At 74.8% G+C, this 20,791-nt stretch carries 16 protein-coding genes and 1 pseudogene; 10 read left to right on the top strand and 7 right to left on the bottom strand.

Annotation, left to right across the window (positions count from 1 at the left end; genetic code table 11):
* Window positions 1-20 precede the first annotated feature (20 nt).
* The 9 genes from KBX43_RS15890 (at window position 21) to KBX43_RS15850 (ending at window position 11,955) form a co-directional block, all read left to right on the top strand.
* Entirely contained in the window at window positions 21-1,373 is a 1,353-nt protein-coding gene (locus KBX43_RS15890) for a glycosyltransferase family 2 protein (protein WP_209961662.1), read from the top strand.
* An 18-nt stretch (window positions 1,374-1,391) separates the two neighbouring features.
* On the top strand, window positions 1,392-2,399 hold the full coding sequence (locus KBX43_RS15885) for an ATP-binding cassette domain-containing protein (RefSeq protein WP_209961660.1): 1,008 nt from the start codon (window positions 1,392-1,394) through the stop codon (window positions 2,397-2,399).
* On the top strand, window positions 2,396-3,190 hold the full coding sequence (locus KBX43_RS15880) for an ABC-2 family transporter protein (protein WP_069089834.1): 795 nt from the start codon (window positions 2,396-2,398) through the stop codon (window positions 3,188-3,190). The genes KBX43_RS15885 and KBX43_RS15880 overlap by 4 nt, the downstream gene beginning before the upstream one ends.
* Before the next feature lie 7 nt (window positions 3,191-3,197).
* Window positions 3,198-3,986 (top strand): ABC transporter permease, encoded by a 789-nt coding sequence (locus KBX43_RS15875; RefSeq protein WP_245254740.1) that lies wholly within the window; start codon window positions 3,198-3,200, stop codon window positions 3,984-3,986.
* Window position 3,987: 1 nt separating this feature from the next.
* A complete protein-coding gene (locus tag KBX43_RS15870) occupies window positions 3,988-5,568 on the top strand; it encodes a hypothetical protein (RefSeq protein ID WP_209961658.1) in 1,581 nt (526 codons plus the stop codon).
* Window positions 5,561-6,442 (top strand): TauD/TfdA family dioxygenase, encoded by an 882-nt coding sequence (locus KBX43_RS15865; protein ID WP_069089836.1) that lies wholly within the window; start codon window positions 5,561-5,563, stop codon window positions 6,440-6,442. The genes KBX43_RS15870 and KBX43_RS15865 overlap by 8 nt, the downstream gene beginning before the upstream one ends.
* Window positions 6,439-8,343: a hypothetical protein gene (locus tag KBX43_RS15860; protein WP_209961656.1), complete on the top strand. Its 1,905-nt coding sequence runs from the start codon at window positions 6,439-6,441 to the stop codon at window positions 8,341-8,343. Before KBX43_RS15865 ends, KBX43_RS15860 begins: the two co-directional genes overlap by 4 nt.
* Entirely contained in the window at window positions 8,340-10,289 is a 1,950-nt protein-coding gene (locus tag KBX43_RS15855) for a TOMM precursor leader peptide-binding protein (protein WP_209961654.1), read from the top strand. The genes KBX43_RS15860 and KBX43_RS15855 overlap by 4 nt, the downstream gene beginning before the upstream one ends.
* Before the next feature lie 268 nt (window positions 10,290-10,557).
* On the top strand, window positions 10,558-11,955 hold the full coding sequence (locus KBX43_RS15850) for a glycosyltransferase family 4 protein (RefSeq protein WP_210885140.1): 1,398 nt from the start codon (window positions 10,558-10,560) through the stop codon (window positions 11,953-11,955).
* Window positions 11,956-12,132: 177 nt separating this feature from the next.
* Here the strand turns inward: KBX43_RS15850 and KBX43_RS15845 are convergent, their stop codons facing one another.
* From KBX43_RS15845 to KBX43_RS15830, 4 genes are all read right to left on the bottom strand, one after another.
* A complete protein-coding gene (locus KBX43_RS15845; RefSeq protein ID WP_064446152.1) occupies window positions 12,133-13,416 on the bottom strand; it encodes a citrate synthase in 1,284 nt (427 codons plus the stop codon).
* A 176-nt stretch (window positions 13,417-13,592) separates the two neighbouring features.
* Window positions 13,593-15,638, bottom strand: coding sequence for a sulfatase-like hydrolase/transferase (locus tag KBX43_RS15840; protein ID WP_210885132.1), 2,046 nt, complete (start codon window positions 15,636-15,638; stop codon window positions 13,593-13,595).
* Window positions 15,631-17,046 carry a bifunctional 2-polyprenyl-6-hydroxyphenol methylase/3-demethylubiquinol 3-O-methyltransferase UbiG gene (locus KBX43_RS15835; RefSeq protein ID WP_210885130.1) on the bottom strand — a complete coding sequence of 472 codons (1,416 nt, stop codon included), beginning with the start codon at window positions 17,044-17,046 and terminating at the stop codon, window positions 15,631-15,633. Before KBX43_RS15835 ends, KBX43_RS15840 begins: the two co-directional genes overlap by 8 nt.
* The gene (locus KBX43_RS15830) at window positions 17,043-17,201 is read right to left on the bottom strand and encodes a hypothetical protein (protein ID WP_166456093.1); all 159 of its coding nucleotides are present in this window, start codon (window positions 17,199-17,201) and stop codon (window positions 17,043-17,045) included. Before KBX43_RS15830 ends, KBX43_RS15835 begins: the two co-directional genes overlap by 4 nt.
* Before the next feature lie 179 nt (window positions 17,202-17,380).
* On the opposite strand from KBX43_RS15830, the gene KBX43_RS15825 reads away from it, so the two are divergent.
* Entirely contained in the window at window positions 17,381-17,782 is a 402-nt protein-coding gene (locus KBX43_RS15825; RefSeq protein WP_043324537.1) for a VOC family protein, read from the top strand.
* 11 nt (window positions 17,783-17,793) lie between these two features.
* Here KBX43_RS15825 and KBX43_RS15820 read toward each other — a convergent pair whose 3' ends face one another.
* The 3 genes and pseudogenes from KBX43_RS15820 to KBX43_RS15810 form a co-directional block, all read right to left on the bottom strand.
* Window positions 17,794-18,507 (bottom strand): helix-turn-helix domain-containing protein, encoded by a 714-nt coding sequence (locus KBX43_RS15820; RefSeq protein ID WP_113973778.1) that lies wholly within the window; start codon window positions 18,505-18,507, stop codon window positions 17,794-17,796.
* Window positions 18,508-18,610: 103 nt separating this feature from the next.
* A complete protein-coding gene (locus KBX43_RS15815; RefSeq protein WP_113973780.1) occupies window positions 18,611-19,834 on the bottom strand; it encodes a dolichyl-phosphate beta-glucosyltransferase in 1,224 nt (407 codons plus the stop codon).
* Between the two features lie 3 nt (window positions 19,835-19,837).
* A pseudogene (locus KBX43_RS15810) lies at window positions 19,838-20,791 on the bottom strand (glycosyl transferase); the annotation flags it as partial.

Below are 20,791 nucleotides of genomic sequence, written 5' to 3'. Positions count from 1 at the left end.
CAAGCGGAGAGGTACGTCAGATGAGCGTTGAACCCGGTCGAGCCGTCGAGCTGAGCGTGGTGATCCCCACCCACGCGGACGCCCCCTGCCTGGAGCTCACGCTGCGGTCGCTGCGGCGTCAGACGCTGGACCCGGACCGCTTCGAGGTCATCGTCGTCCGCGACGGCGGGGACGGCAGCCAGTACGCCGGCATCGCCGACGCCGGCAAGGGGCTGCGCCTGCACTTCGTCGAACGGCCCGAGCGCGGCGGCCGGGCGGCGGCCCGCAACGAGGCCGCGCGCCGGGCGACCGCGCCGCTGCTGTTGTTCCTCGACGCCGACTCGTACGCCACGCCGGACCTGCTGCGCCGCCACCTCGACCACCACCGCGACCCGTCCGCGCCGGCGGTGCTGATGGGCCGGCGCGACGAGACCGGCATCGAGCACGTGCACGCGGCGCTGGCCGACCAGCCGACCATGCCCGTACCCCGGCTGCGTGGGCGCGGCGGCGGCGACATGCGGTTCGGGACCGAGGAGGGACCGTCCGGCGACGACTGGCTGCTGGCCGGGTGGCTGTTCTGCTTCACCCACAACGCCTCGGTGCGCCGGGACGTGTTCGAGGCGGTCGGCGGCTTCGACGAGGGCTTCGGCCTGCGCTGGGGCCTGGAGGACATGGAGCTGTTCTACCGGGTGCACGCGCACCTCGGCGTACTCAACCGCAACTTCGCCTACGACGACCTGGCCGCCGTCTACCACCTGCCGCACCACCGCAACGTCATCCAGAACTGGAACGACTTCATGGACAACCTGGATCGGGTCGCGCTCAAGTACCCGGTCGTGGAGTGGGAGTTCGCCGGGCCGGTGGACGTGGCCCGCGCGGCCGAGCGGGTGGTGCACTACCGCCGGGCGATGGACGACTGCGTACGCCGCTCCTGGTGCCGGATCGGGCCGGCGGTGCAGCGGCTCGCCGGTCGCCTGCCCGGCGACCGGGTGCTGTGGGTCGGCACCGGCAGCGCCGAGGCCGGGCTGCCCGACGGCGCGCTGACCTACGACTACGGGGCGCCGGCCGGTCCGGCCAACTTCCACCTGGTCGGGATCAGGCCACCGGTCGCCGCGGACAGCCTGGACGCCGTGGTCAGCGTCGACTTCTGGCGGTACCTCTACTGGGAGGACCTGTGCCAGTTCGTCAACGTCGCCGGTGCCCTCGCCGACGAGGTGCACCTGGTCTCCACCGGCGCGGAGCTCTCGGCGCGGTTCGACCCGGACCCGGCGAGCCTGGGCTACCTCGGCCGGGTCATGGGCGCCGCGTTCGAGACCACCCTGACCGAGGTCGACGGCCTCGGCACGGTGCTGCGGCTGCGCCCGCACCACCGTGCCGCCGTCGCGGCCGGCTGACCGGGAACGACAACGCCGATGCCAGTGATCGAGGCCAGTGGCCTGACCAAGCGGTTCCGGATCGCCGACAAGCAGCCGGGCCTGCGCGGCTCGCTGCGCCATCTCGTACGGCCACGACACGTCGAGCACGTGGCGGTCGACGGCGTCGACCTGTCGATCTCCGCCGGCGAGGCGGTCGCGTACGTCGGGCCCAACGGCGCCGGGAAGTCGACGACGGTCAAGCTGCTCACCGGCATCCTGCACCCCACCGCCGGGCGGGTACGCGTCTGCGGCCTCGACCCGCACCGCGACCGGCACGCCAACGCCCGCAACATCGGCGTGCTGTTCGGCCAGCGCAGCCAGCTCTGGTGGGACCTGCAGGTCCGCGACTCCCTCGCGCTGCTGCGCGACATCCACCGCATCCCCCGGGCCCGGTACGCGGCACGCCTGGAGGAGTTCGACGCGCTGCTCGGGCTCGGCCGGCTGCTGCCGGTGGTCGCCCGGCAGCTCTCGCTCGGCCAGCGGATGCGAGCCGACCTGGCCGCCGCGCTGCTGCACGCACCGCCCGTGGTGTTCCTCGACGAGCCGACCATCGGGCTGGACATCGTCGCCCGGCAGGCCGTCCGGGACTTCCTGCGGGCCCAGCGCGCGAGCGGGACCACGGTGCTGATGACCACGCACGACATCGGTGACATCGAGCAGGTCTGCCGCCGGCTCGTGATCATCGACGGGGGCCGGATCATCTTCGACGGCTCGATCGACGCCGTCCGCCGGCTGGTCGCCGACCAGCGGACCGTGCACCTGACGCTCGGCGCCGACTGGCACGGCGACCTCGACGCCGACCTGCCGGGCGTCCGGCTGGTCCACGACGGGTCGGCACGGCAGATCGCCGTCACGTTCGACCACGGCGCGTACGGCGCGGGCGAGATCGTCTCGGTGGTCGCCCGCCGGGCGCCGGTGGTGGACATCCGGATCGACGAGCCGTCCATCGAGGACGTGGTGCGCCGGGCGTACGCCGGCGAGCTGAGCCCGTCGGTGCCGGCATGAGGGCGTACCTGACGCTGGCCCGGATGTCCTGGTCGACGCTGCTGATCTACCGGGGCGAGTTCCTCCTCCAGCTCACCGGGGTCGTGGTGCAGACAGTGGCGCTGTTCGCGGTCTGGCAGGCGGTCTTCGCCGGCGCGGCCGGCGGCGAGGTGGGCGGGTTGTCCTGGGAGCAGATGAAGGGCTACCTGGTGGTGGCGTTCCTGACCGGGGCGCTGCTGTCGAGCTTCACCGACGCGCAGATCGCCGGCCCGGTGCTGCACGGCACCGTGGCGCTCGACCTGGTCCGGCCGATCGACTACCAGCTCTCGCGTTTCGCGCTGTCGCTCGGATACGTCGTCGGTGAGGTGCTGACGGTGGCGGTGATGGCGGCGACGCTGGTGTCGGCGTTCGGCGGCGCCGCGCTGCCCGCCGCCGGGCAGGCCGGGCTGTTCCTGCTCAGCCTGCTGGCGGTGGTGCCGCTGAAGTTCGGCCTGGTCTACCTCGTCGGGCTGCTGTGCTTCTGGACCGGCAACTTCCACGGGCTGAGCCTGTCCCGGGTGGCGGTCACCAACATCCTCTCCGGGGCGCTGGTGCCGATCGCGTTGTTCCCCGGCTGGCTCCAGGTCGTCTGCCAGCTCTCCCCGTTCCCCGGCATCGTCTCCACCCCGGCGCTGATCTACCTGGGGCAGGTACGGGGCGCCGAGGCGGTGACGCTGATCGGCGTACAACTGCTCTGGGTTCTGGTGTTGTGGGGCGCGGCCCGGCTGCTGTGGTCCGCGGGCGTGCGGCGGCTGACCGCGCACGGCGGGTGACCGGCCGATGATGCACGAGGCACGGATCTACCGCCGGCTGCTCGGCGCGCATCTGCGGGCGGTGCTCGAGTACCGCGCCGACGCGCTCCTGACCATCGGGGCGACGGTGCTCGGTCAGCTCGCCGGGCTGGTCTTCGTGGTGATGGTGTTCCGGCAGGTGACCGCGCTCGGCGGGTGGACCCGCTGGGAGGTGCTGTACGTCTGCGCCATGGTGATGCTCGCCGAGGGCGTCGGCTCCCTGCTGTTCGAGGGGACCTGGCATCTCGGCGGCCTGGTCAACCTCGGCCTGCTGGACTACCTGCTGGTCCGGCCCTACCCGGTGGTGCTCCAGGTCACCGGCAACGCGGTCGGGTTCAACGGCCTCGGCAACGTCGGGTTCGGCGCGGCGCTGCTCGGCGCCGCGGCCGTCCACCTCGACCTGGCCTGGACGCCGCTGACGGTGCTCTGGGCGGTGGTGCTGCTCGTCAGCGGGGTGCTGGTCAAGCTGGCGGTCAACCTGGCCACCAACGCTGTCGTCTTCTGGCTGCTGAGCCCGTCCAGCTCGCTCGCGGCGAGCGTGCACACCCTGGGCGATCTGGCCCGCTATCCGCTGACCCTGTACGGCACCGGCCTGCGCTCGCTGCTGACGCTCGTACCCGTCGCGTTCGTCGGCTACTTCCCGACGGCCGCGCTGCTGGACAAGGGCGCCTCGACCACGGCGGGCGCGCTCACCCCGGTCGTCGCGGCGGCCTGCGCGGCCGGGGCGTGGGCGGTCTTCCGGGCCGGGTTGCGCCGGTACGAGAGCGCGGGCAGCTGAGATGGCAGCCTCGCGGGCCGGCGTCGCCGGCCAGTACCTGGCGGCGGTGCGGGACGACACCGGGCAGCCGACGGCGTACCTGCCGCCGTGCGGCAAGCGGTACCCGGGCGCGACCCGCCGGCCGCTGCGGTGGCCCGGCCCGGGGTCCGTGCCGCTCGGCGACGGCTGCCTCGACCGGCTCAGCGCGATGCTGCTCGGGTACGCGCCACGCCGGGCGGAGACGATCACGCTGGCCGGACTGTCCGCGTTGACCGGCGCCCCGTCGGACACGCGCACGCCGTCGCGGCTGCTGCCCGGCTGGCACACGCTGCGCCGGTCGGTGCCCTCCGGCGGGGCGTTCCACCCCAACGAGATCTACCTCGCCTGGGCCGGCTCCCCCGACCTCGCGGCCGGCGTCTACCACTACGACCCGCCGCACCACTGCCTGGAACTGCTGCGCCCGGGCAGCCCGGCCGCCCGGCTCGACCGGCTCCTCGGGGTCGCGGCGGCGCCCCGGCACGCGCTGCTGCTGACCCACCGGCCGTGGAAGAACACCAGCAAGTACGGGGCGTTCGGCTACCGGCTGGGCATCGTCGACTCCGGTGTCCTGCTGGCCCAGCTGCTCACGTCGCCGGTGGACGCGACACCGCGCCTGGACCTCGATCCGGCGCTCGCCGGTGAGCTGCTCGGACTCGACGCCGAACTGGAGGCCCTCTACGCGGCGATCGAGTTCCCCGCGCACGCGGACGTCCCCGGGACACCGCTCGCATCCGGCGGGCCGCCCCCGGCGACCGGGCTGGACCACGACCGGCTCGGCCACGACGCCGCCCATCCGAGCGCGGTGGCGCTGCACCGGGCAAGGTACGACCGGTACGCCGACGCCGAGCCACCCTCGGCCGACCGTCTTCCGGCCGACGGCGTCCCGGCCCGGCGCCTCCCGGCGGACCGCCTTCCGGTGGGTCCGGCGGCGGGCCGGGCGCTGGACCTGCCGCCGGCCCGGCCGCTCGACCTGGTCGCGGCCGCCGCCCGCCGCGCCTCCGCCGCGAACCTCGGCCCGGGGCTGACCGCCGGGCAGGTCGCCGACATCCTGGCCTGCGCCGCCGGCCGGGCCGGTTCGCCGGCCCTGGCGGCGCTGGCCCGGCAGCCGCTGTACCCGGAGCTCTGGTGCCTCGCCCGGGCCGTCGACGGCATCCCGGCGGACGCGTACCGCTACCAGCCGCACCACCGGCTGGTGCCGACCGGGCCGCCGGGAGCGGCCGACGACGCGGCGGCGTACCCGCACCGGGTCGACCGCCGGATGGTCACCCGCGGCGCGACCCTCTACCTGGTGCACGCCGGGAGCCGGCCCGTCGACCAGCTCTCCCCGGCCTCGTTCCACCGGCTGCACCTGCTCGCCGGTGTGGCCCTTCACCTGGCCGGGCTCGCCGCCACCGCGACCGGCGCGGCGAGCCGGGCGCTGGGCGGCCTCACCGCCGACGCGGTCGCCGCCCGGCTCGGCCTGCCGGACGGGGCGTCCCCGCTGACACAACTGCTGGTCGGCACGCCCGCGCCGCGTCCCGGGGTGCTGGCGGCCCATCTCACCGAAGGGAACCCTCATGGCTGAACAGGACGTTCCGGCGCTCGTCGGCACCCCCACGCCGGACGCGGTGCTCGCGGCGGTCGCCGAGCACGGCGCGGTGCTGCTGCGCGGCGGGTGGCGGCACGAGGACTACGTCGCGCTCGGCGACGCGCTGATGACCGCGTCGCCGTACCAGGGCGGGTTCCACGACGAGCGGGACGTGATCGGCGGTGACCCGACGACGACCACAGTCACCCGGGGAACGCAGGGCATGCCGCTGCACCGGGAGGCGTCGTACGCGCCCGGCGCGCCGGACCTGCTGATGTTCCGGTGCGAGCGGCCCGCCGCCGACGGCGGGGCCACGACGCTGTGCGACGGTCTCGCGCTGCTGGCCGCCCTGCCCGCCACGGTCCGCGCCGCCTGCGAGGAACTGACGCTGCGCTGGGAGAGCGAGCTGCCCACACCGGTGTGGCAGCGGATGTGCGGCACGACCGACCCGGCGGCGGCGGAGCGGATGCTGCGGCAGTGGGAGCCGTACCTGCGGCCGTGGGAGTCGATCCACATCGACGTGGACGAGGACGCGATGACTGTCGGCTTCGGCACCCGGTGCACGCCACCGACCCTCTTCGAAGGTGTGCCGGCGTTCTGCAACTCGCTGTTCATCAGCCGCCCTCAGCCCGGCGAGTACCACGACCGGCGGCTGCGGGTGCGCTCCGGTACCGGCGCGCCGGTGCCCGAGGACCTCGTGGCCACCGCCGCGGACGTCGCCGCGCGGCTGACGGTGGCGGTGCCGTGGCGGTCCGGTGACGTGCTGGTCGTGGACAACTCCCGGTACCTGCACGGCCGGCAGGCGTTCACCGACGCCGGACGCGCGGTCGCGGTGCGGATGGGACACCTGCGGAAGGAGGGGGCCGCGTGAGGGTCAAGCTCCGCGACGACCTGATGTACGTGCCGGTCGACGACGGCGTGTACCTGGAGACGGGACTCGCCGGCACGCACCTGGCGGGCGCGTCGGCGTACGGCCTCGTGCAGCGGCTCGCCCCGCATCTGGACGGCACCCGCACGGTTCAGGCGCTGACCGCGGGTCTGCCCCCGGCGCAGCGGCAGCTCGTCACCGACCTGGTCCGGATGCTGGTGCGGCGGGGCATCGCCCGCGACCTCGACAGCGAGCCGCCACACACGTTGCGGGACTGGGAACTCGACACCTACCGGGACTCGATCGCGTTCGCCGAGCACGTCACCGACGCGCCGCTGAGCCGCTTCGAGGCGTTCCGCGACGGGCGGGTGCTGCTCGTCGGCGCCGGCGCCGGCATGCTCGCGCTCGTCCAGACGCTGTTCGAACTCGGGCTGCGTACGGCCTCGCTGGTCGAGACCACCGAGACCGGCACCGAACGCGACGGCTTCCGGCGGATCGTGCAGCGGCGTCGAGCCGAGGATCCGACGACCGGGCTGACGCTGCTGGACGCGGCCGCCGCCCTCGACACCGACGAGGGGCTCGCCGGCCTGCTGACGGGGTACGACGCGGTGCTGCACTGCGCCGCCCGTCCGATGGCCGGGCGGGCGACGCGGCTGAACCGGGCGGCCCGGGCGATCGGGGTGCCGGTCCTGCACGCGGTGCCCGGCGGCGCGGAGGCGTGGATCGGCCCGACCGGCGGCGGCGTCACCGGCGGCTGCTGGGAGTGCGGCCTGCTCAGCCGGCAGGGCGCCGGGCTCCCCCCGGGTGACGCCGACGAGCCCGACACGACGTCCGAGTGGCTGTCGGGGCCGGTCTGCGGCCTGATCGGCGCGGCGCTCGGGTTCGCGTACCTGCGCCACCGGATGGGAGCGGAGACCACCGCGACGAACCGGATGACCCGCGTGGACCTGGAAACCGCTGTGACCAGCGAGCATCTGCTCGACGTGCACCCCCGCTGCCGCTCCTGCCGGCCCCCGGCCCCGTACGCCGATCTCGCCGCGCACGTCGACGCGATGGCCGCCCGCACGCCGGTGGGCGTCGAGGAGTTCGTCGCCCGGATGCCGTTCCTGGTCGACGCGCGGCTGGGCCCGCTGCTGGCCATCGACACCGGCGCCCACTCGCAGATCTCGGTCAGCTGCGTCGAGGCGACGGTCGTGGACCTGGCCGGCGGCGCACCGCGGCTGCTCACCGCCGTCGGCGCAAGCCGGGAGCAGGCGCTGCTGCGCGCCGCCACGGCGGCACTGGAGACGCTCGCGGCCCGGGCCTGCGCCGGCGACGCCGCCACGGTGTGGTGGGACACCGCGCGTGGCGCTGTCGTCGACGCACGGCCGGACGGCGTAGTGATCGCCGGCGGTCACACCTGGGCGGAGGCGCGCGGCCGGGCGATCCTGAAACTGCGACGCGCGGCCGCGACCCCACCCGAGGTCGCCGACGGTGGGCCGCCCGGCGGCTGGCTCGACCGGGCGCGGTGGCCGGAGCCGACCCGCGTCATGGCACACGAGCTGGCCCTCCTCGGCCACGAGCCGCGGGCGTGGCACGACGGATCGAGCACCCCGACCGTGTTCGTCGCCGTCGGCGGCGGATGGGTCGCCCGCAGCTGCGCCACCGACACGGACACCGCCCTGGCGAACGCGATGCAGGCGGCGGTCGCCGTCCTGACCGGACGCCGCCCGGACGGCGCCGAGATCGGGCCGGACGTGGGCGGCCACGACTGGGACACGGCGCTGCCGCCGCTGCTGCGCGAGCTGGCACGGGACGGACGGTCGCTGCTGGTGCGGCCCGCCGACTCGCTGCCCGGGGCGCAGCGGGTGATGCCGTTCATGATCAGGGCGGCGTGGTCGCCACGAGCGGGGAGCAGCGCATGACCGACGTCACGACCACACCGGCCGTCCCCGCCCCGTCCGACGTGGCGCCGCGTCCCGGCCTGCGGATCCTCGGCGTCGGCGCCCTGCGCCGGGCGGTGGAACAGGCGCTGGGCGCCGCCCCGGTCACCGACGTCGACGTCTTCGTCGTCGACGGGCCACCGGAGGACGTCGACGTGGCCGCCCGGGCTGCCGCCGACGCCGGCCGGTCCTTCCTGCCGGTGTACACCACGCCGCGCGGCGTACGGATCGGCCCGTTCGTCACACCCGGCCGGCCGGGCTGCCACCACTGCCTCCAGGTGCGGCAACGCCGGGCGCGGACCACCGGGACACCGCACCGGTCCGCGCTGTGGCAGGGGCTCTACGACGGCACCGTGCAGCCCGCCCGGCCCGTCCTCGGCCCGCCGGTACGCGCCGCGGTCGCCGCGCTCGTGGCCGACGAGCTGCGCCGGGTCGCGCAGGGCGGCGACGGCCGGTGCGCGGAAGCGGTGCTGGAGGTCGCCACGGCCTCGATGGCCGTCAAGCGGCACCGGTTCGTCCCCGAACCCGGCTGCCCGGTGTGCGGCCCGTTGCCGGACGACGGCCCGGCCGCCGGCACCTTCACGCTGACGTCCCGGCCGAAGCGGGCACCGGACGACTACCGGGCCCGCAGCCTTCCCGACGAGCACCTCGCCCTGCTGGCGGCGCTGCACGACGAGGAGACCGGGCTGCTGTCGTCGATCACCGTCCACCACAACCATCCGATGGTCCTCGCCGGCGCGATCGGTGGCCCGTTGTGCTGTGGTGAACTGGCCGGCTACGGCCGGACCTTCACCTACCCGGCGAGCGTGGCCGTCGCCGTCGCCGAGGCGCTGGAACGGCTCGGCGGCAACGTGCCACGCGCCCGCCGTACCGTCACCCGCGCCTCGTTCCGCGAGCTCGGACCGCGGCGGGCCGTCGAGCCGACGGAGTTCGGGCTGCCGCCCGCGCCGCCCGACGACCACGCGGTCGCATACGACCCGGACCGGCCCGTGGAATGGGTGTACGCGTACTCGTTCCGGCGCGGCGGCCCGGTGCTGGTGCCGGAGACCTTCGCCTACTACGGCTCGCACGGCACGGGTTTCGGTCCGGAGTGCTCAAACGGCTGCGCGCTGGGCGCGAACCTCGAAGAGGCGATCCTGCACGGCATCTTCGAAGTCGCCGAACGGGACGCCTTCCTGTCCACCTGGTACGCCCGGCTACCGGTGCCGCGCGTGGACCCGATGACCTCCGCCGACCCGATGACCCGCGTGCTCGTCGACTGGATCCAGCGCACCACCGGCAGCCGCCTGGACGTCTTCGACATCACCATGCCCGAAGGCGTCCCGGCGGTCTGGCTGATGCTCGTCGACGACGAGGTGCGGCCGGGACGTCCCCGGGCGTTCTGCGGCGCCGGGGCGCACCTGGACCCGGAGCGCGCCCTGTGGTCCGCGCTGGTGGAGCTCGCCAGCGTCGCCGAGGCCACCCGGGAGATGGTCGCCGAGGACACCACCGCCCCCGGCCTGGTCGCCGACTCCGACCTGGTCCGGACCATGGAGGACCACCTGCTGGCGGCGGCCGACCCGGACGCCTGGCCGCGCTTCGCGTTCCTGTACGAGCGCGACGAGATCCGGTCCATGGCGGAGGCGTTCCCACCGGCGGCGCGCTACCGCCCGGCCGCGGACCTGCTCGACGACCTGCGGCACGTGACCGGACGCTACCTCGACGAGGGCCTGGACGTGGTGGTCGTCGACCAGACCGCCCGCGAGCAGGAGGCCGTCGGCCTCACCAGCGTGAAGGTGCTGATCCCGGGGCTGCTGCCGATGACGTTCGGTCACCGCAACCGGCGCGTCGACCTGCCCCGGCTGCGCGAGCTGCCGGTCCGGCTCGGACACCGGGCCGAACCGCTCGTCCCGGAGGAGATCAACCCGTATCCGCACCCGTTCCCGTGACCGTCCCATGTGCGCGGAGGCGTCGGAGAGTGATGAGGATCGCTCACCGCGCGCGAGAGGATCCGGCACAGTAGGTTGGCAGGGTGACTGGACGGTTCCGGTTGCCGATCGACGTCAGCACCCTCCCGGTGGCCCGCGATCGGTATCCGGCCAGGCCGTCGTCGGCGAGCTGGTGCCGGCGCCCGGCCGGCCGTCCGGTCGCTCCTGACCACCGCTCGACGCCGCCACCGCTGCCGGCGTGCCTCACCCTGCATGGACGGAGATCGACGTGACCACTCTGCGGGTCGGCGCGCAGCCCGCCACCGCGACGGACCGGCTCCACCGGCCCACTCTCACCTCCCGCCCGGCCCCGCCGTCGCCGGCCGGGGCCGGGCCCCGGACCCGGCGCATCCTGATGCTGTCGTGGGAGTACCCGCCGGTGCTCGTCGGCGGGCTCGGCCGCCACGTCCACGCGCTGTCCGTGGCGCTGGCCGCCGCCGGGCACGAGGTCACGGTCGTCACCCGCCACGCCGAGGGCGCTCCCCTGGAGGAGTACGCCGACGGCGTCCGTATCGTCCGCGCCGCCGAGGACCCGGTCACCTTCCCCCTGGCCACCGGGTCACTGCTGGCCTGGACGATGGCGTTCAACCACACGCTGACGCGGGCCGCGCTGCGCGCCGCCTCGTCCGGCGCCTACGACGTGATCCACGCCCACGACTGGCTCGTCGCGCACACCGCGATGACGCTGCGCGAGCACCTGGACGTGCCGCTCGTGACCACCATCCACGCCACCGAGGCGGGCCGGCACCAGGGCTGGCTGCCGGAGGAGATGAACCGCACCATCCACGGCGTCGAGCACTGGCTCGCCGGCGAGTCCGGGCGCGTGATCGTGTGCTCCGGCTACATGCGCGACGAGGTGGGCGCGCTGTTCGGCGTGGACGCCGCCCGCGTCGACGTGGTGCCCAACGGCGTCGAGCCGCACCGCTGGCGGGTGCCCGCGTCGGCGGTCGCCGCCGCCCGGACCCGGTTCGCCGCCGACGGCCCGCTGGTCACGTTCGCCGGTCGCCTGGTGTACGAAAAGGGCGTACAGCACCTGCTGGCCGGGCTGCCCCGGCTGCGCGACCGGCACCCCGGCCTGCGCGCGGTGATCGTCGGCGACGGGCCGTACCGGGCGGACCTGGAGGCCGAGGTGCACCGCCTCGGGCTGGGCGGCACAGTCAGCATGCCCGGGTTCCTCGGCGGCGCCGACCTGCCCGCGGTGATGGCCGCCTCGGACTGCTTCGCGGTGCCCAGCATCTACGAGCCGTTCGGCATGGTGGCGCTGGAGGGGGCCGCCGCGGGCGCGCCGCTGGCAGTGGCCCGTACCGGTGGGCTGGCCGAGATCGTCGAGCCGGGCGTCACCGGGATGACGTTCGCCCCGCACGACCCGGACGGGCTCGTCGAGGCGGTGCACGCGCTGCTGTCGGACCGGGACCGGGCCCGCGTGCTCGCCCGGCGGGCCCGCGCCATGGTCCACGAGCGGTACGGCTGGGCGGCCATCGCGTCCCGCACGGCTGCCGCGTACGCCGCCGCGATCGCCGGCGACCCGTCGTTCACCGCCGCCCGCGCCCAGCACCGCATGACACACGGCCGGCCCACGCCGCGCGTCCCCGAGGGCAACCTCCTCACCGCCGCCGGCCTGCGGTAAGGAAGGGCCCCCTGTTAACGCCTGCGGTAGAGGAAGGGCCCCTTCTTAACGCCCCGCACCCCCGCGCACGCGACGAAGGCCGCCGACCCTGCTCGGGTCGGCGGCCTTCGTCGTCCGCGTGTTAAAAGGGGGCCCCTCCTCTACCGGAGGCGTTAAGAAGGGGCCCTTCCTTACACCTCAGCGCTGGTCGGCGGGGACGTACGCCCGCTCGGTGGCGCCGGTGTAGATCTGCCGCGGGCGACCGATCTTGGTCTCCGGGTCGTTGATCATCTCGCGCCACTGCGCGATCCAGCCGGGCAGGCGGCCCAGCGCGAACAGCACCGTGAACATCTTCGTCGGGAAGCCCATGGCCTTGTAGATCAGACCGGTGTAGAAGTCCACGTTCGGGTAGAGCCGGCGGGACACGAAGAAGTCGTCGGCGAGCGCGATCTCCTCCAGCTGCACCGCGAGGTCGAGCAGCGGGTCCGGCTTGGACATCCGGCCGAGCACGTCCTGGGCGGCCTTCTTCACGATGGCGGCACGCGGGTCGTAGTTCTTGTAGACCCGGTGCCCGAAGCCCATCAGCTTCACGCCGTCCTGCTTGTCCTTCACCTTCTGCACGAAGGAGCGGACGTCGCCGCCGTCGGCCTGGATCTTCTGGAGCATCTCCAGCACGGCCTGGTTGGCGCCGCCGTGCAGCGGGCCGAACAGCGCGTTCACGCCGGCCGAGACCGAGGCGAACAGGTTGGCGTTGCTGGAGCCGACCAGCCGCACGGTGGAGGTGGAGCAGTTCTGCTCGTGGTCGGCGTGCAGGATGAACAGCATGTCCAGCACCCGGGCCACCACCGGGTCGACCTCGTACGGCTCGGCCGGCACACCGAACGTCATCCGCAGGAAGTTCTCGACGTAGCCGAGCGAGTTGTCCGGGTACAGCAGCGGCTGCCCGATCGACTTCTTGTACGCGTACGAGGCGATGGTCGGGACCTTCGCCATCAGCCGCACCGTGGACATCTCCACGTGCTCGGAGTCGAACGGGTCCAGGCTGTCCTGGTAGAAGGTGGAGATGGCGCTGACGGCCGAGGAGAGCACGGCCATCGGGTGCGCGTCACGGGGGAAGCCGTCGAAGAACCGGCGCATCTCCTCGTGCAGCAGCGAGTGCCGCCGGATCCGCTCGCTGAACTCCGACAGCTGCGCCTGGGTCGGCAGCTCGCCGTAGATCAGCAGGTAGGAGACCTCCAGGAAGGAGGACTTCTCGGCCAACTGGTCGATCGGGTAACCCCGGTACCGCAGGATGCCGGCATCACCGTCGATGTAGGTGATGGCGGACGAGCAGGACGCGGTGTTCACGAAACCGGGGTCGTACGTGGTCATCCCGGTTTCCTTGAGCAGCTTGCTCACCCCTATCCCGGCGGGGCCCTCAACCGCGGACTGCACCGGCATCGACAGCTGCCCACCGGGGTGGTCGAGCTTGACTTCCGTCATCTGTTCCTCGCTTCGCCGGCAAGATCTTCGTTGAATTGCCTTCGCTTCTACCGTAATCACGGCGCGGAGAACACCGCTCGTCATGGTTTCGGGGTGAGGTGTGCGTCACCTGTTTCCCGGCCAGGCGGTCCGGAAACCGGTTGGGAGCGCGACCATGGGCGCCGGCCGGGGGCCCGTCACGACAGCGTGAGCCGCCGCAGCGCCCCGTCGTCGCCGACCCGGTAGAGGTCGAGCCGGTTGGCGCCGGCGGCGAAGAGCCGGTCGTCGGGGAGGAACGCCGCGAACCGCCGGCCACCGGCGTCCGGGGGCACCACCGGCGCCACCGCCCCGACCGTGCCGTTCACCGCGACGGCGAGCCGTGTCCCGTCGGGCACGTCGTCCGGGACCGTCCCCCAGACCAGCGCGGGCAGGCCGCCGCGCGCCGGGTCGACCGCGTCGAACGCGTCCCGGTTCGCCACCGTGGCGGACCCGCCCACCGGCACGTTCCCGACCCGGGTCCCGACGAGCGGATCAGCGGCCGGCGGCGGGAGCGGGGCGGGCACCCCGCCGGTGATCGTCACCGGCTGGCCGGGGCGGTCGTAGAAGCGTTTGTCGGCTCGCTCGCGCGGGGCCGCCTTGGCCGACCGGCCGTCCATCTGCCAGGGCACCCGCATGTGGGTCTCGTCGGCGATCGTGGGCAGCAGGTCCACGTGCTCCCAGTTGCGGTCGTCCACCCGGCCGGCGCGCTGGCCGGGTTCCTTGACGAACATCGGCACCCAGGCCACCTCGTTGGCGGCGTGCTCGATGGCGTCCATCCCCCGCCCCTGCCAGTCCCGCCGGAAGCTCACCCCGTGGTCGGCGGTGACCACCACCAGCGCCTTGTCGTAGAGGCCGGTGGCGCGCAGCGTCCGCAGCGTCTCGCCGATCAGCCGGTCGGTGTAGCCGAGCTGGGCCAGGTGCCGGGCGCGGGCCAGGTCGACCCAGCCGGTCCCGTCGTTGGGCAGGTCCTCCGGCGCGGCGTAGTGCGCCCCGGACGGCAGGTACGCCCACGGCGAGTGCGGCATCAGCAGGTGCAGGAAGTGCAGCGTGGGCCGGGGGTCGGGGCGCAGCCCGGCGAGGAACGAGGTGAACCGAGCCGGCTGGTTGTCGTCGAGGGTGTCCCAGCGGAACTTGGGGTCGTCCGGCACCGGCTCGGCGGCGTCCAGCCCGGCCTCGGCGGCGGTCCGCTCGCGGTAGGAGTCCTCCGGGTCGACGCGGCTGTCCACCGGCGCGGCGATCCGGCCCATCAGCTTGCCGCTCTCCCGGACCAGCACCCCGAGCCCCTGCTCCGGCGTGGTGGCCTGCTCGCAGCGGCTGGGCGGGCAGAGCCGGGTGATGCTCTCCTCGGCCTTGATCCGGTAGAGGCCCCCGAGCGCGGTGAACAGGTTGTCCGGGTACTGCGAGTAGTGCGGCGCCGCGCCCTGCTCCGGGTAGCGCCCGGTGAGCATCGCCGGCAGCGCGTAGGGCGTCCAGCCGCTGACGCCTGTGGCGTTGGGGTACCACGTCGACCCGGCCGCGAGCGCGGCGAAGTTCGGGTAGCGTTCGGCGTCGATGCGTCCGTCCGGGCCGAGCAGGGAGACCAGCGGCAGCTCGTCCAGCACGATCATGACCACCGGCGGGTGCGCGCCCGCGCCGGCGATCCCGGCCGCGCCGCCCTCGCCGCGCGGCAGCACCACCGCCGAGGCGGGCGAGGCGAACAGGAACAACCCGACGAACACCAGCGGCCCGGCGGCGGCCACCCGCAGCACCCGCCGGGGCGCCCGCCACCGCCGGTGCGCGGCCGCCCCGGCGGCTCCGGCCACACCGGCGGCGACAAGCAGGGGTACGCCCCGAAGCGGCGTGACGTGCCGGCCGGCCTGGACGGCCAGCGCGGCGAGCAGCAGGCCGACGAAGGTGGTGTGCACGGCGGCCCGGATAAGGCGTCCGGCGGGCACTGCCAGCGCGCCGAGCAGCGCGAACGGTACCGTCGGCGCGAGCGCGATCAGGGCGACCAGGAGCAGCACGTCGCCCCGGGACGCGCGGTGGAACAGGAAGAAGTCGGGGCTGCGGCCGAGCACGTCGAGCAGCGGCTGGGTCACCACCAGCCCGACCAGCGCCGTCACCTCCGCCAGCCGCGCAAGCTCGGACCGCCACCAGGGCGGGCGTTCCCGCCGGTCCGGGCCGGCCGTGTGGTCCCGGGGTGGCGCGAGGGTGCGCTCAGCCACCCACCACCACCTGGTAGAGCGTCCGGGTGCCGGACGGCAGCTCGGTGCGGGCGACCACCCGGCCCCGGCGGGCCAGCAGCGCCTCGAAGGCGTCGCGCCGGTAGTCCGGGAACAGGCCGTCGGGCTTGTTGGCGAGCAGGCGGCGGGCCATCGGATCGTCCGGGTGGACGAACTCCACCACCAGGCTGCCGCCGGTGGCGGTGAGCGCGGTGAGCTGGTCCAGCACCTCGGGCAGCGGCACGTTGCGCCCGATCGCCAGGTGGTGCACGACGGCCAGGGCGAGCACCACGTCGGCGCGGGCCCGGTCGGCGAACGCGGCCCGCTCGACGCCGCGCCAGCCGCCGCCGGGCGACGGGTCGGCCAGGTCCATCACCAGCGGCAGGATCCGCGTCTCGCCCTCGTCGCGCAGCGCGCGGTAGAGCGTGTCGACCACCGCCGGGTCCTGCTCGACCGCGACGACGTGCGTGGCGTGCCGGGCGGCGATGCGGGCGTACCGGCCGTCGTTGGCGCCCAGGTCCAGCGCCGAGCCGCCGCCGGTGGCGGCCACCGCGCGGTCGACGAACTCCTCCTTGGCCTGCCGGTCCGGCACCGAGTACGCGCAGGTGCGCTGGTAGTCCGCCCAGTGGCTGTCGCCGGGCCGGTGGTCGAGGCGGCGGACCAGTTTCGTCAGCCCGCGTACCGTGGCCAGCGCCAGTTCGCGGGAGAAGCCGGCGGCGCGCAACTGGGCGCGGACGTCGGTGGTGCTCGCGGCGGAGTTGCGGGCCTGCATCGCGCCGTGCAGGTGCACGTGGGTGGGCACGCCGGCCCGCCAGCGCCGGGCGCCGCCGAACAGCCGGCGCATCTGGTCCGGCTCGACGCCGTCGACGCGGGCCCGCAGGAACGGCTGGAAGTCCAGCCCGAGGTGGGCCTGGATCAGCAGCGGGTAGAGCAGCGTCTGGCAGAACTGCCGGTAGCCGGCCCAGGGCTCGCCGTCGCGCAGCGCCTCGAACGAGCCGACGTCGATGAAGACGGGTCGCGCGCCGCGCCACTGCACGTTGTACGCCGAGCCGTCCTTGGTGGTGAAGCCGGCCTCCAGGGCGGCGCGCAGCACGTCGAGGTGCAGCAACGCGGCGTCGCGCAGCATCGCGTACGACCACTCGTAGGGGTGCGAGACGAACGGGATCCGCTCGTGCCGCAGCACCGCAGCCCACCGCGTGTCGACGGGGGTCGGGGTCAGCTCCTCGGTGGCGACGATCTGCCCCCGCTCGGCCGCGCGGCGGAAGAAGTCGGTGACGGACAGCGCACGCCAGTCCCGGGCGGAGCGCTCGTCGAGCCCGCGCAGCACCTCCTCGCCCCGGTGGAACACCCGGTTGCCGGGGTCGCGGAAGGAGCCGGGCTCGACGCGGACGCCGGTGTCGGGGACCGTCACGCCGTGGGGCCCTGGTCGCTGGGCTGGCGGCGGAACCGGGACACCAGGCGGCGCCAGTAGAGCTTGGCGGCCACGGCCACTCCGGCCACGCCGCCGACCACCGCCTGCACGATGAGACTGCCCGATCCCGCGTCCAGGTAGGCCAGGTGGGTCACGGCTGCTTCCTTCCGTCGCCGGTCGTCAGTGCGCGCCCGGAATGCGAGCTTTCGTGCTTCGCGCCGGACTTGTCCCCCACCGTAACGCCTCGGGCGTCGCACGCGGGGCCACACCGGCCACTCGTCCCCCGTCCGATCCGTTCAAGACGGGCCGGACCGGTCGCGCCTACCGTGACGCCATGACACCGCAGTTCGATCTGGTCGGGGCCGTGGTCACCGACATGGCCCGCACACTCGACTTCTACCGGCGGCTGGGGCTGCCGATCCCGGCCGGCGCCGAGACGGAAGGGCACGTGGAGGTCACCCTGCCGAACGGCGTACGGCTGGCCTGGGACACGGTCGAGGTGATCCGCAGCTTCCACCCCGACTTCGACCCGTCCGGCGGCAACAACCGGATGAGCCTGGCCTTCCGGTGCGCCGACCCGGCCGAGGTGGACCGCTGGTACGCCGAGCTGACCGCCGCCGGCCACCACGGGGAGCTGCCCCCGTGGGACGCGTTCTGGGGCCAGCGGTACGCGGTCCTGCACGACCCGGACGGCAACGGCGTGGACCTGTTCGCCCCGCTGCCGGCGGGCGACTGAAAGGCGGCCGGTCAGGCGGTGGCCGGGGCGAGCAGCCGCGACGGGGGCACCCCGGCCAGCTCCCGCACCTCGCGGGTCAGGTGGGCCTGATCGGCGTACCCGCTGCGCGCGGCCACCTCGGCGAGCGGCGCGCCGGCGCGGGCCAGGTCCAGCGCCCGGCGCATCCGCAGGATGCGGGCGAGCGTCTTCGGGCCGTACCCGAACAGGGTCAGGCTGCGGCGGTGCAGGGCCCGCGCGCCGAGGCCGACCTCGGCGGCGGTCGCGGCGACGGTGGCCCCGGCGGCCAGGCGGGCGGCGACACGCGCGCCGACCGGGTCGGGGCCGCCGGCCGCACGCAGCCGGTCGCGGGCGACCCGGGTGAGCACCCCGGCGGCGCTACCGGCGCCCGGCGCGGCCAGCGCCGCCTCGACCCGCTCGGTCACCTCGGCGGCGGCGCGGCCCCACAGGTCGGCCAGCGGGACGCGGCGGTCGCGCAGTTCCTCGGCGGGCACGCCGAACACGGCCGGGCCGGTGCCCGGCGGCAGGCGCAGCCCGATCCACCGGTCCCCCGGCGCGGACCGCGACAGGTGCGCGGTGCGGTCCGGACCGGCCACCAGCAGCCCGGACCGGCTGGACCAGAGCAGGTCCAGGCACCCGTCCGGCAGCACCCGCGTCTCACCCCCGCCGGACACGCTGCCCCACAGCACCGCGCCCGGAACCCCCGCCGCCCCCCACTCCCGGTACACGCCCCCAACCCTGCCACCCGCCCCGTCGATCATGAAGTTGACGGTGCCGGCGCCCGGCGTGTCGCGCCGCCAACCTCATGATCGACGGGGTGTTCGGGGTGGGTCAGGGGCGGTGGTGCATGGCCAGGCGGAGCAGGAGGAAGCGCAGGGCTGTCGCGGCCAGGTTGGCCGCTACCAGCACCACCAGCTCCAGGCTGCGGCTCGGGCGTGTGGCGGCGTGCAGCAGGGCCAGTGAGCCGCTGGTCAGGGCCAGGCCCAGCGCGAACGCCAGCAGGCCCTGGAGGTGGTGGCGGCCGGCGTGCCGCCGGCCGCTGACCCCGAACGTGAGCCGCCGGTTGGCCGCCGTGTTCGCCACCGCCGTGAGCAGCAACGCCAGCAGGTTCGCCGGCTGCGCCCCGAGCGGTCCGCGGGCCAGCAGGAACAACAGCAGGTACGCGAGCGTGCTCGCCACGCCCACCGCGGCGAACCGGACGAGCTGGCGCGGTAGGCCGGCCGGCACACGCGCCGGCGGGGCCGGCAACGGTCCCCGGCCGAGCTGGGCGCGCAGCTGCGCCAGCGGCAGCGCCCCGGTGGCCAGCGCCCGGCCCAGCCGGCCGATGCCCCGCAGGTCGGCCAGCGCGGTGGCGACGATGTCGACGCGGCTGTCCGGGTCGTCCACCCAGTCCACCGGCACCTCGTGGATGCGCAGCCCGGCCCGCTGCGCCAGGACCAGCAGCTCGGTGTCGAAGAACCAGCCGGTGTCGCGTACCAGCGGCAGCAGCCCGGCCGCCACGTCGGCGCGGATCGCCTTGAACCCGCACTGGGCGTCGGAGAACCGCGCCGCGAGCGTGCCGCGCAACAGCAGGTTGTAGCCGCGCGAGATCACCTCCCGCTTGGCGCCCCGGACCACCCGGCTGGTCCGCGCCAGCCGGGTGCCGATGGCCAGGTCCGAGTGCCCGGAGATGAGCGGCGCCACCAGCGGCAGCAACGCGGCCAGGTCGGTGGACAGGTCCACGTCCATGTACGCGAGCACCGGCGCGGGCGAGGCCGACCACGCGGCGCGCAGCGCCCGCCCACGGCCCTTCTCGTCCAGGCGCAGCACCCCCACCTCGGGCAGCTCGTCGGCGAGCGCCCGGGCAACCTCCGGGGTGCCGTCCACGCTGGCGTTGTCGGCCACCGTGATCTGGAACGGGTACGGGAAGTGCGCGGTCAGGTGCGCGTGCAGCCGCCGGACGCAGGGACCGAGGTCGGTCTCCTCGTTGTAGACCGGGACCACCACGTCCAGCACCGCGCTGCCGGCGGCGGGCCGGGCCCGCACGGCGGCCCGGGGCGCGTACGTGTCAGTCATCGCTCAGCCCTGCTTTCCGCTGCTCAGGTCGTACACGGTCACGCCGTCGACGGTGGTCGCGGTGAAGTTCTCGGCGACCCAGGCGGCGATCTCGGCCGAGGCGTTGCTGCCGCCGTTGGCCCGGAACCCGCCGCCGCCGAGGAAGTAGTGGATCCGCCCGTCGGCGACGTACCGCTGGAACTGGGCGAGCGTCGGCGACGGATCGCTGCCGTTGAAGCCGCCGATCGGCATGACCGGCCGCCCGGTGGCCAGCTGGTAGCCGGAGGCGTTGTTCGAGCCGACCGTGGCGGCGACCCAGGTGTAGTCGTCGGCGTCGGCGGTGAGCAGCGCGGTCATCTCGGCGCTCGGCTCGCGGGCGTCGAGCAGCCCGCCCATGCCGCCGCCGCGCTGCCCCCGGCCGTCCGGTCCCGGGCCACCCTCCGGACCGGCGCCGCCGTCCTGACCGGTGCCGCCGGGCGCGCCCGGAGCCGAACCACCGCCCGGGAAGCCGGGGAATCCGCCGGCGTTCGCCCCGCCGCCCGGGCCGGTGCCGTCCGGACCCGTGCCGCTGGAGCCGGTGCCGTTCGGGAAGCCCGGGAAGCCCGGGAACTGCCCGTTCCCGCCGCCCGGGCGACCGGGGAACTGCCCGTCCCCGCCGCCCGGCATCCGCCCGCCCGGGCCACCCGGGCCGCCGAAGCCCCCCGCTCCGGCCGGTCCGGCGCTCGGAATGGCACCGCTGTGCGGGGTGGAAGCGGTCTGCATCGCGTACGCGGCCGGCCCGGCCAGCGCCACCGCGATCCCGGCGACGGACACCACCGGCACCAGCCACCGCACGGCCCGCCCGGCAAACCCGCCCCGGTGCCCCGCCGCCACCCCCATGCCGGAGTTGACCAAGGAGTTTGCGTCAGCCTGAACGCCGTTCCCGGACACAAACTCCTTGATCAACGGGGTGGGCGGGGAGGCGGGAGGGGGCGGGGA

Source organism: Micromonospora sp. C41 (assembly GCF_018070485.1).
In the GTDB taxonomy this organism is placed as follows: domain Bacteria; phylum Actinomycetota; class Actinomycetes; order Mycobacteriales; family Micromonosporaceae; genus Micromonospora; species Micromonospora chalcea.
The sequence above is the reverse complement of the archived record's forward strand: the minus strand, read 5'-3'. Positions and strand labels throughout refer to the sequence as shown.

Bases quoted from the DNA above. Each gene is read 5' to 3' on its own strand.
- KBX43_RS15815 (WP_113973780.1), bottom strand. From the start codon at position 19,834: ATGACTGACACGTACGCGCCCCGGGCCGCCGTGCGGGCCCGGCCCGCC.
- KBX43_RS15855 (WP_209961654.1), top strand. From the start codon at position 8,340: ATGACCGACGTCACGACCACACCGGCCGTCCCCGCCCCGTCCGACGTG.
- KBX43_RS15890 (WP_209961662.1), top strand. From the start codon at position 21: ATGAGCGTTGAACCCGGTCGAGCCGTCGAGCTGAGCGTGGTGATCCCC.
- KBX43_RS15880 (WP_069089834.1), top strand. From the start codon at position 2,396: ATGAGGGCGTACCTGACGCTGGCCCGGATGTCCTGGTCGACGCTGCTG.
- KBX43_RS15885 (WP_209961660.1), top strand. From the start codon at position 1,392: ATGCCAGTGATCGAGGCCAGTGGCCTGACCAAGCGGTTCCGGATCGCC.
- KBX43_RS15865 (WP_069089836.1), top strand. From the start codon at position 5,561: ATGGCTGAACAGGACGTTCCGGCGCTCGTCGGCACCCCCACGCCGGAC.
- KBX43_RS15875 (WP_245254740.1), top strand. From the start codon at position 3,198: ATGATGCACGAGGCACGGATCTACCGCCGGCTGCTCGGCGCGCATCTG.
- KBX43_RS15870 (WP_209961658.1), top strand. From the start codon at position 3,988: ATGGCAGCCTCGCGGGCCGGCGTCGCCGGCCAGTACCTGGCGGCGGTG.
- KBX43_RS15845 (WP_064446152.1), bottom strand. From the start codon at position 13,416: ATGACGGAAGTCAAGCTCGACCACCCCGGTGGGCAGCTGTCGATGCCG.
- KBX43_RS15825 (WP_043324537.1), top strand. From the start codon at position 17,381: ATGACACCGCAGTTCGATCTGGTCGGGGCCGTGGTCACCGACATGGCC.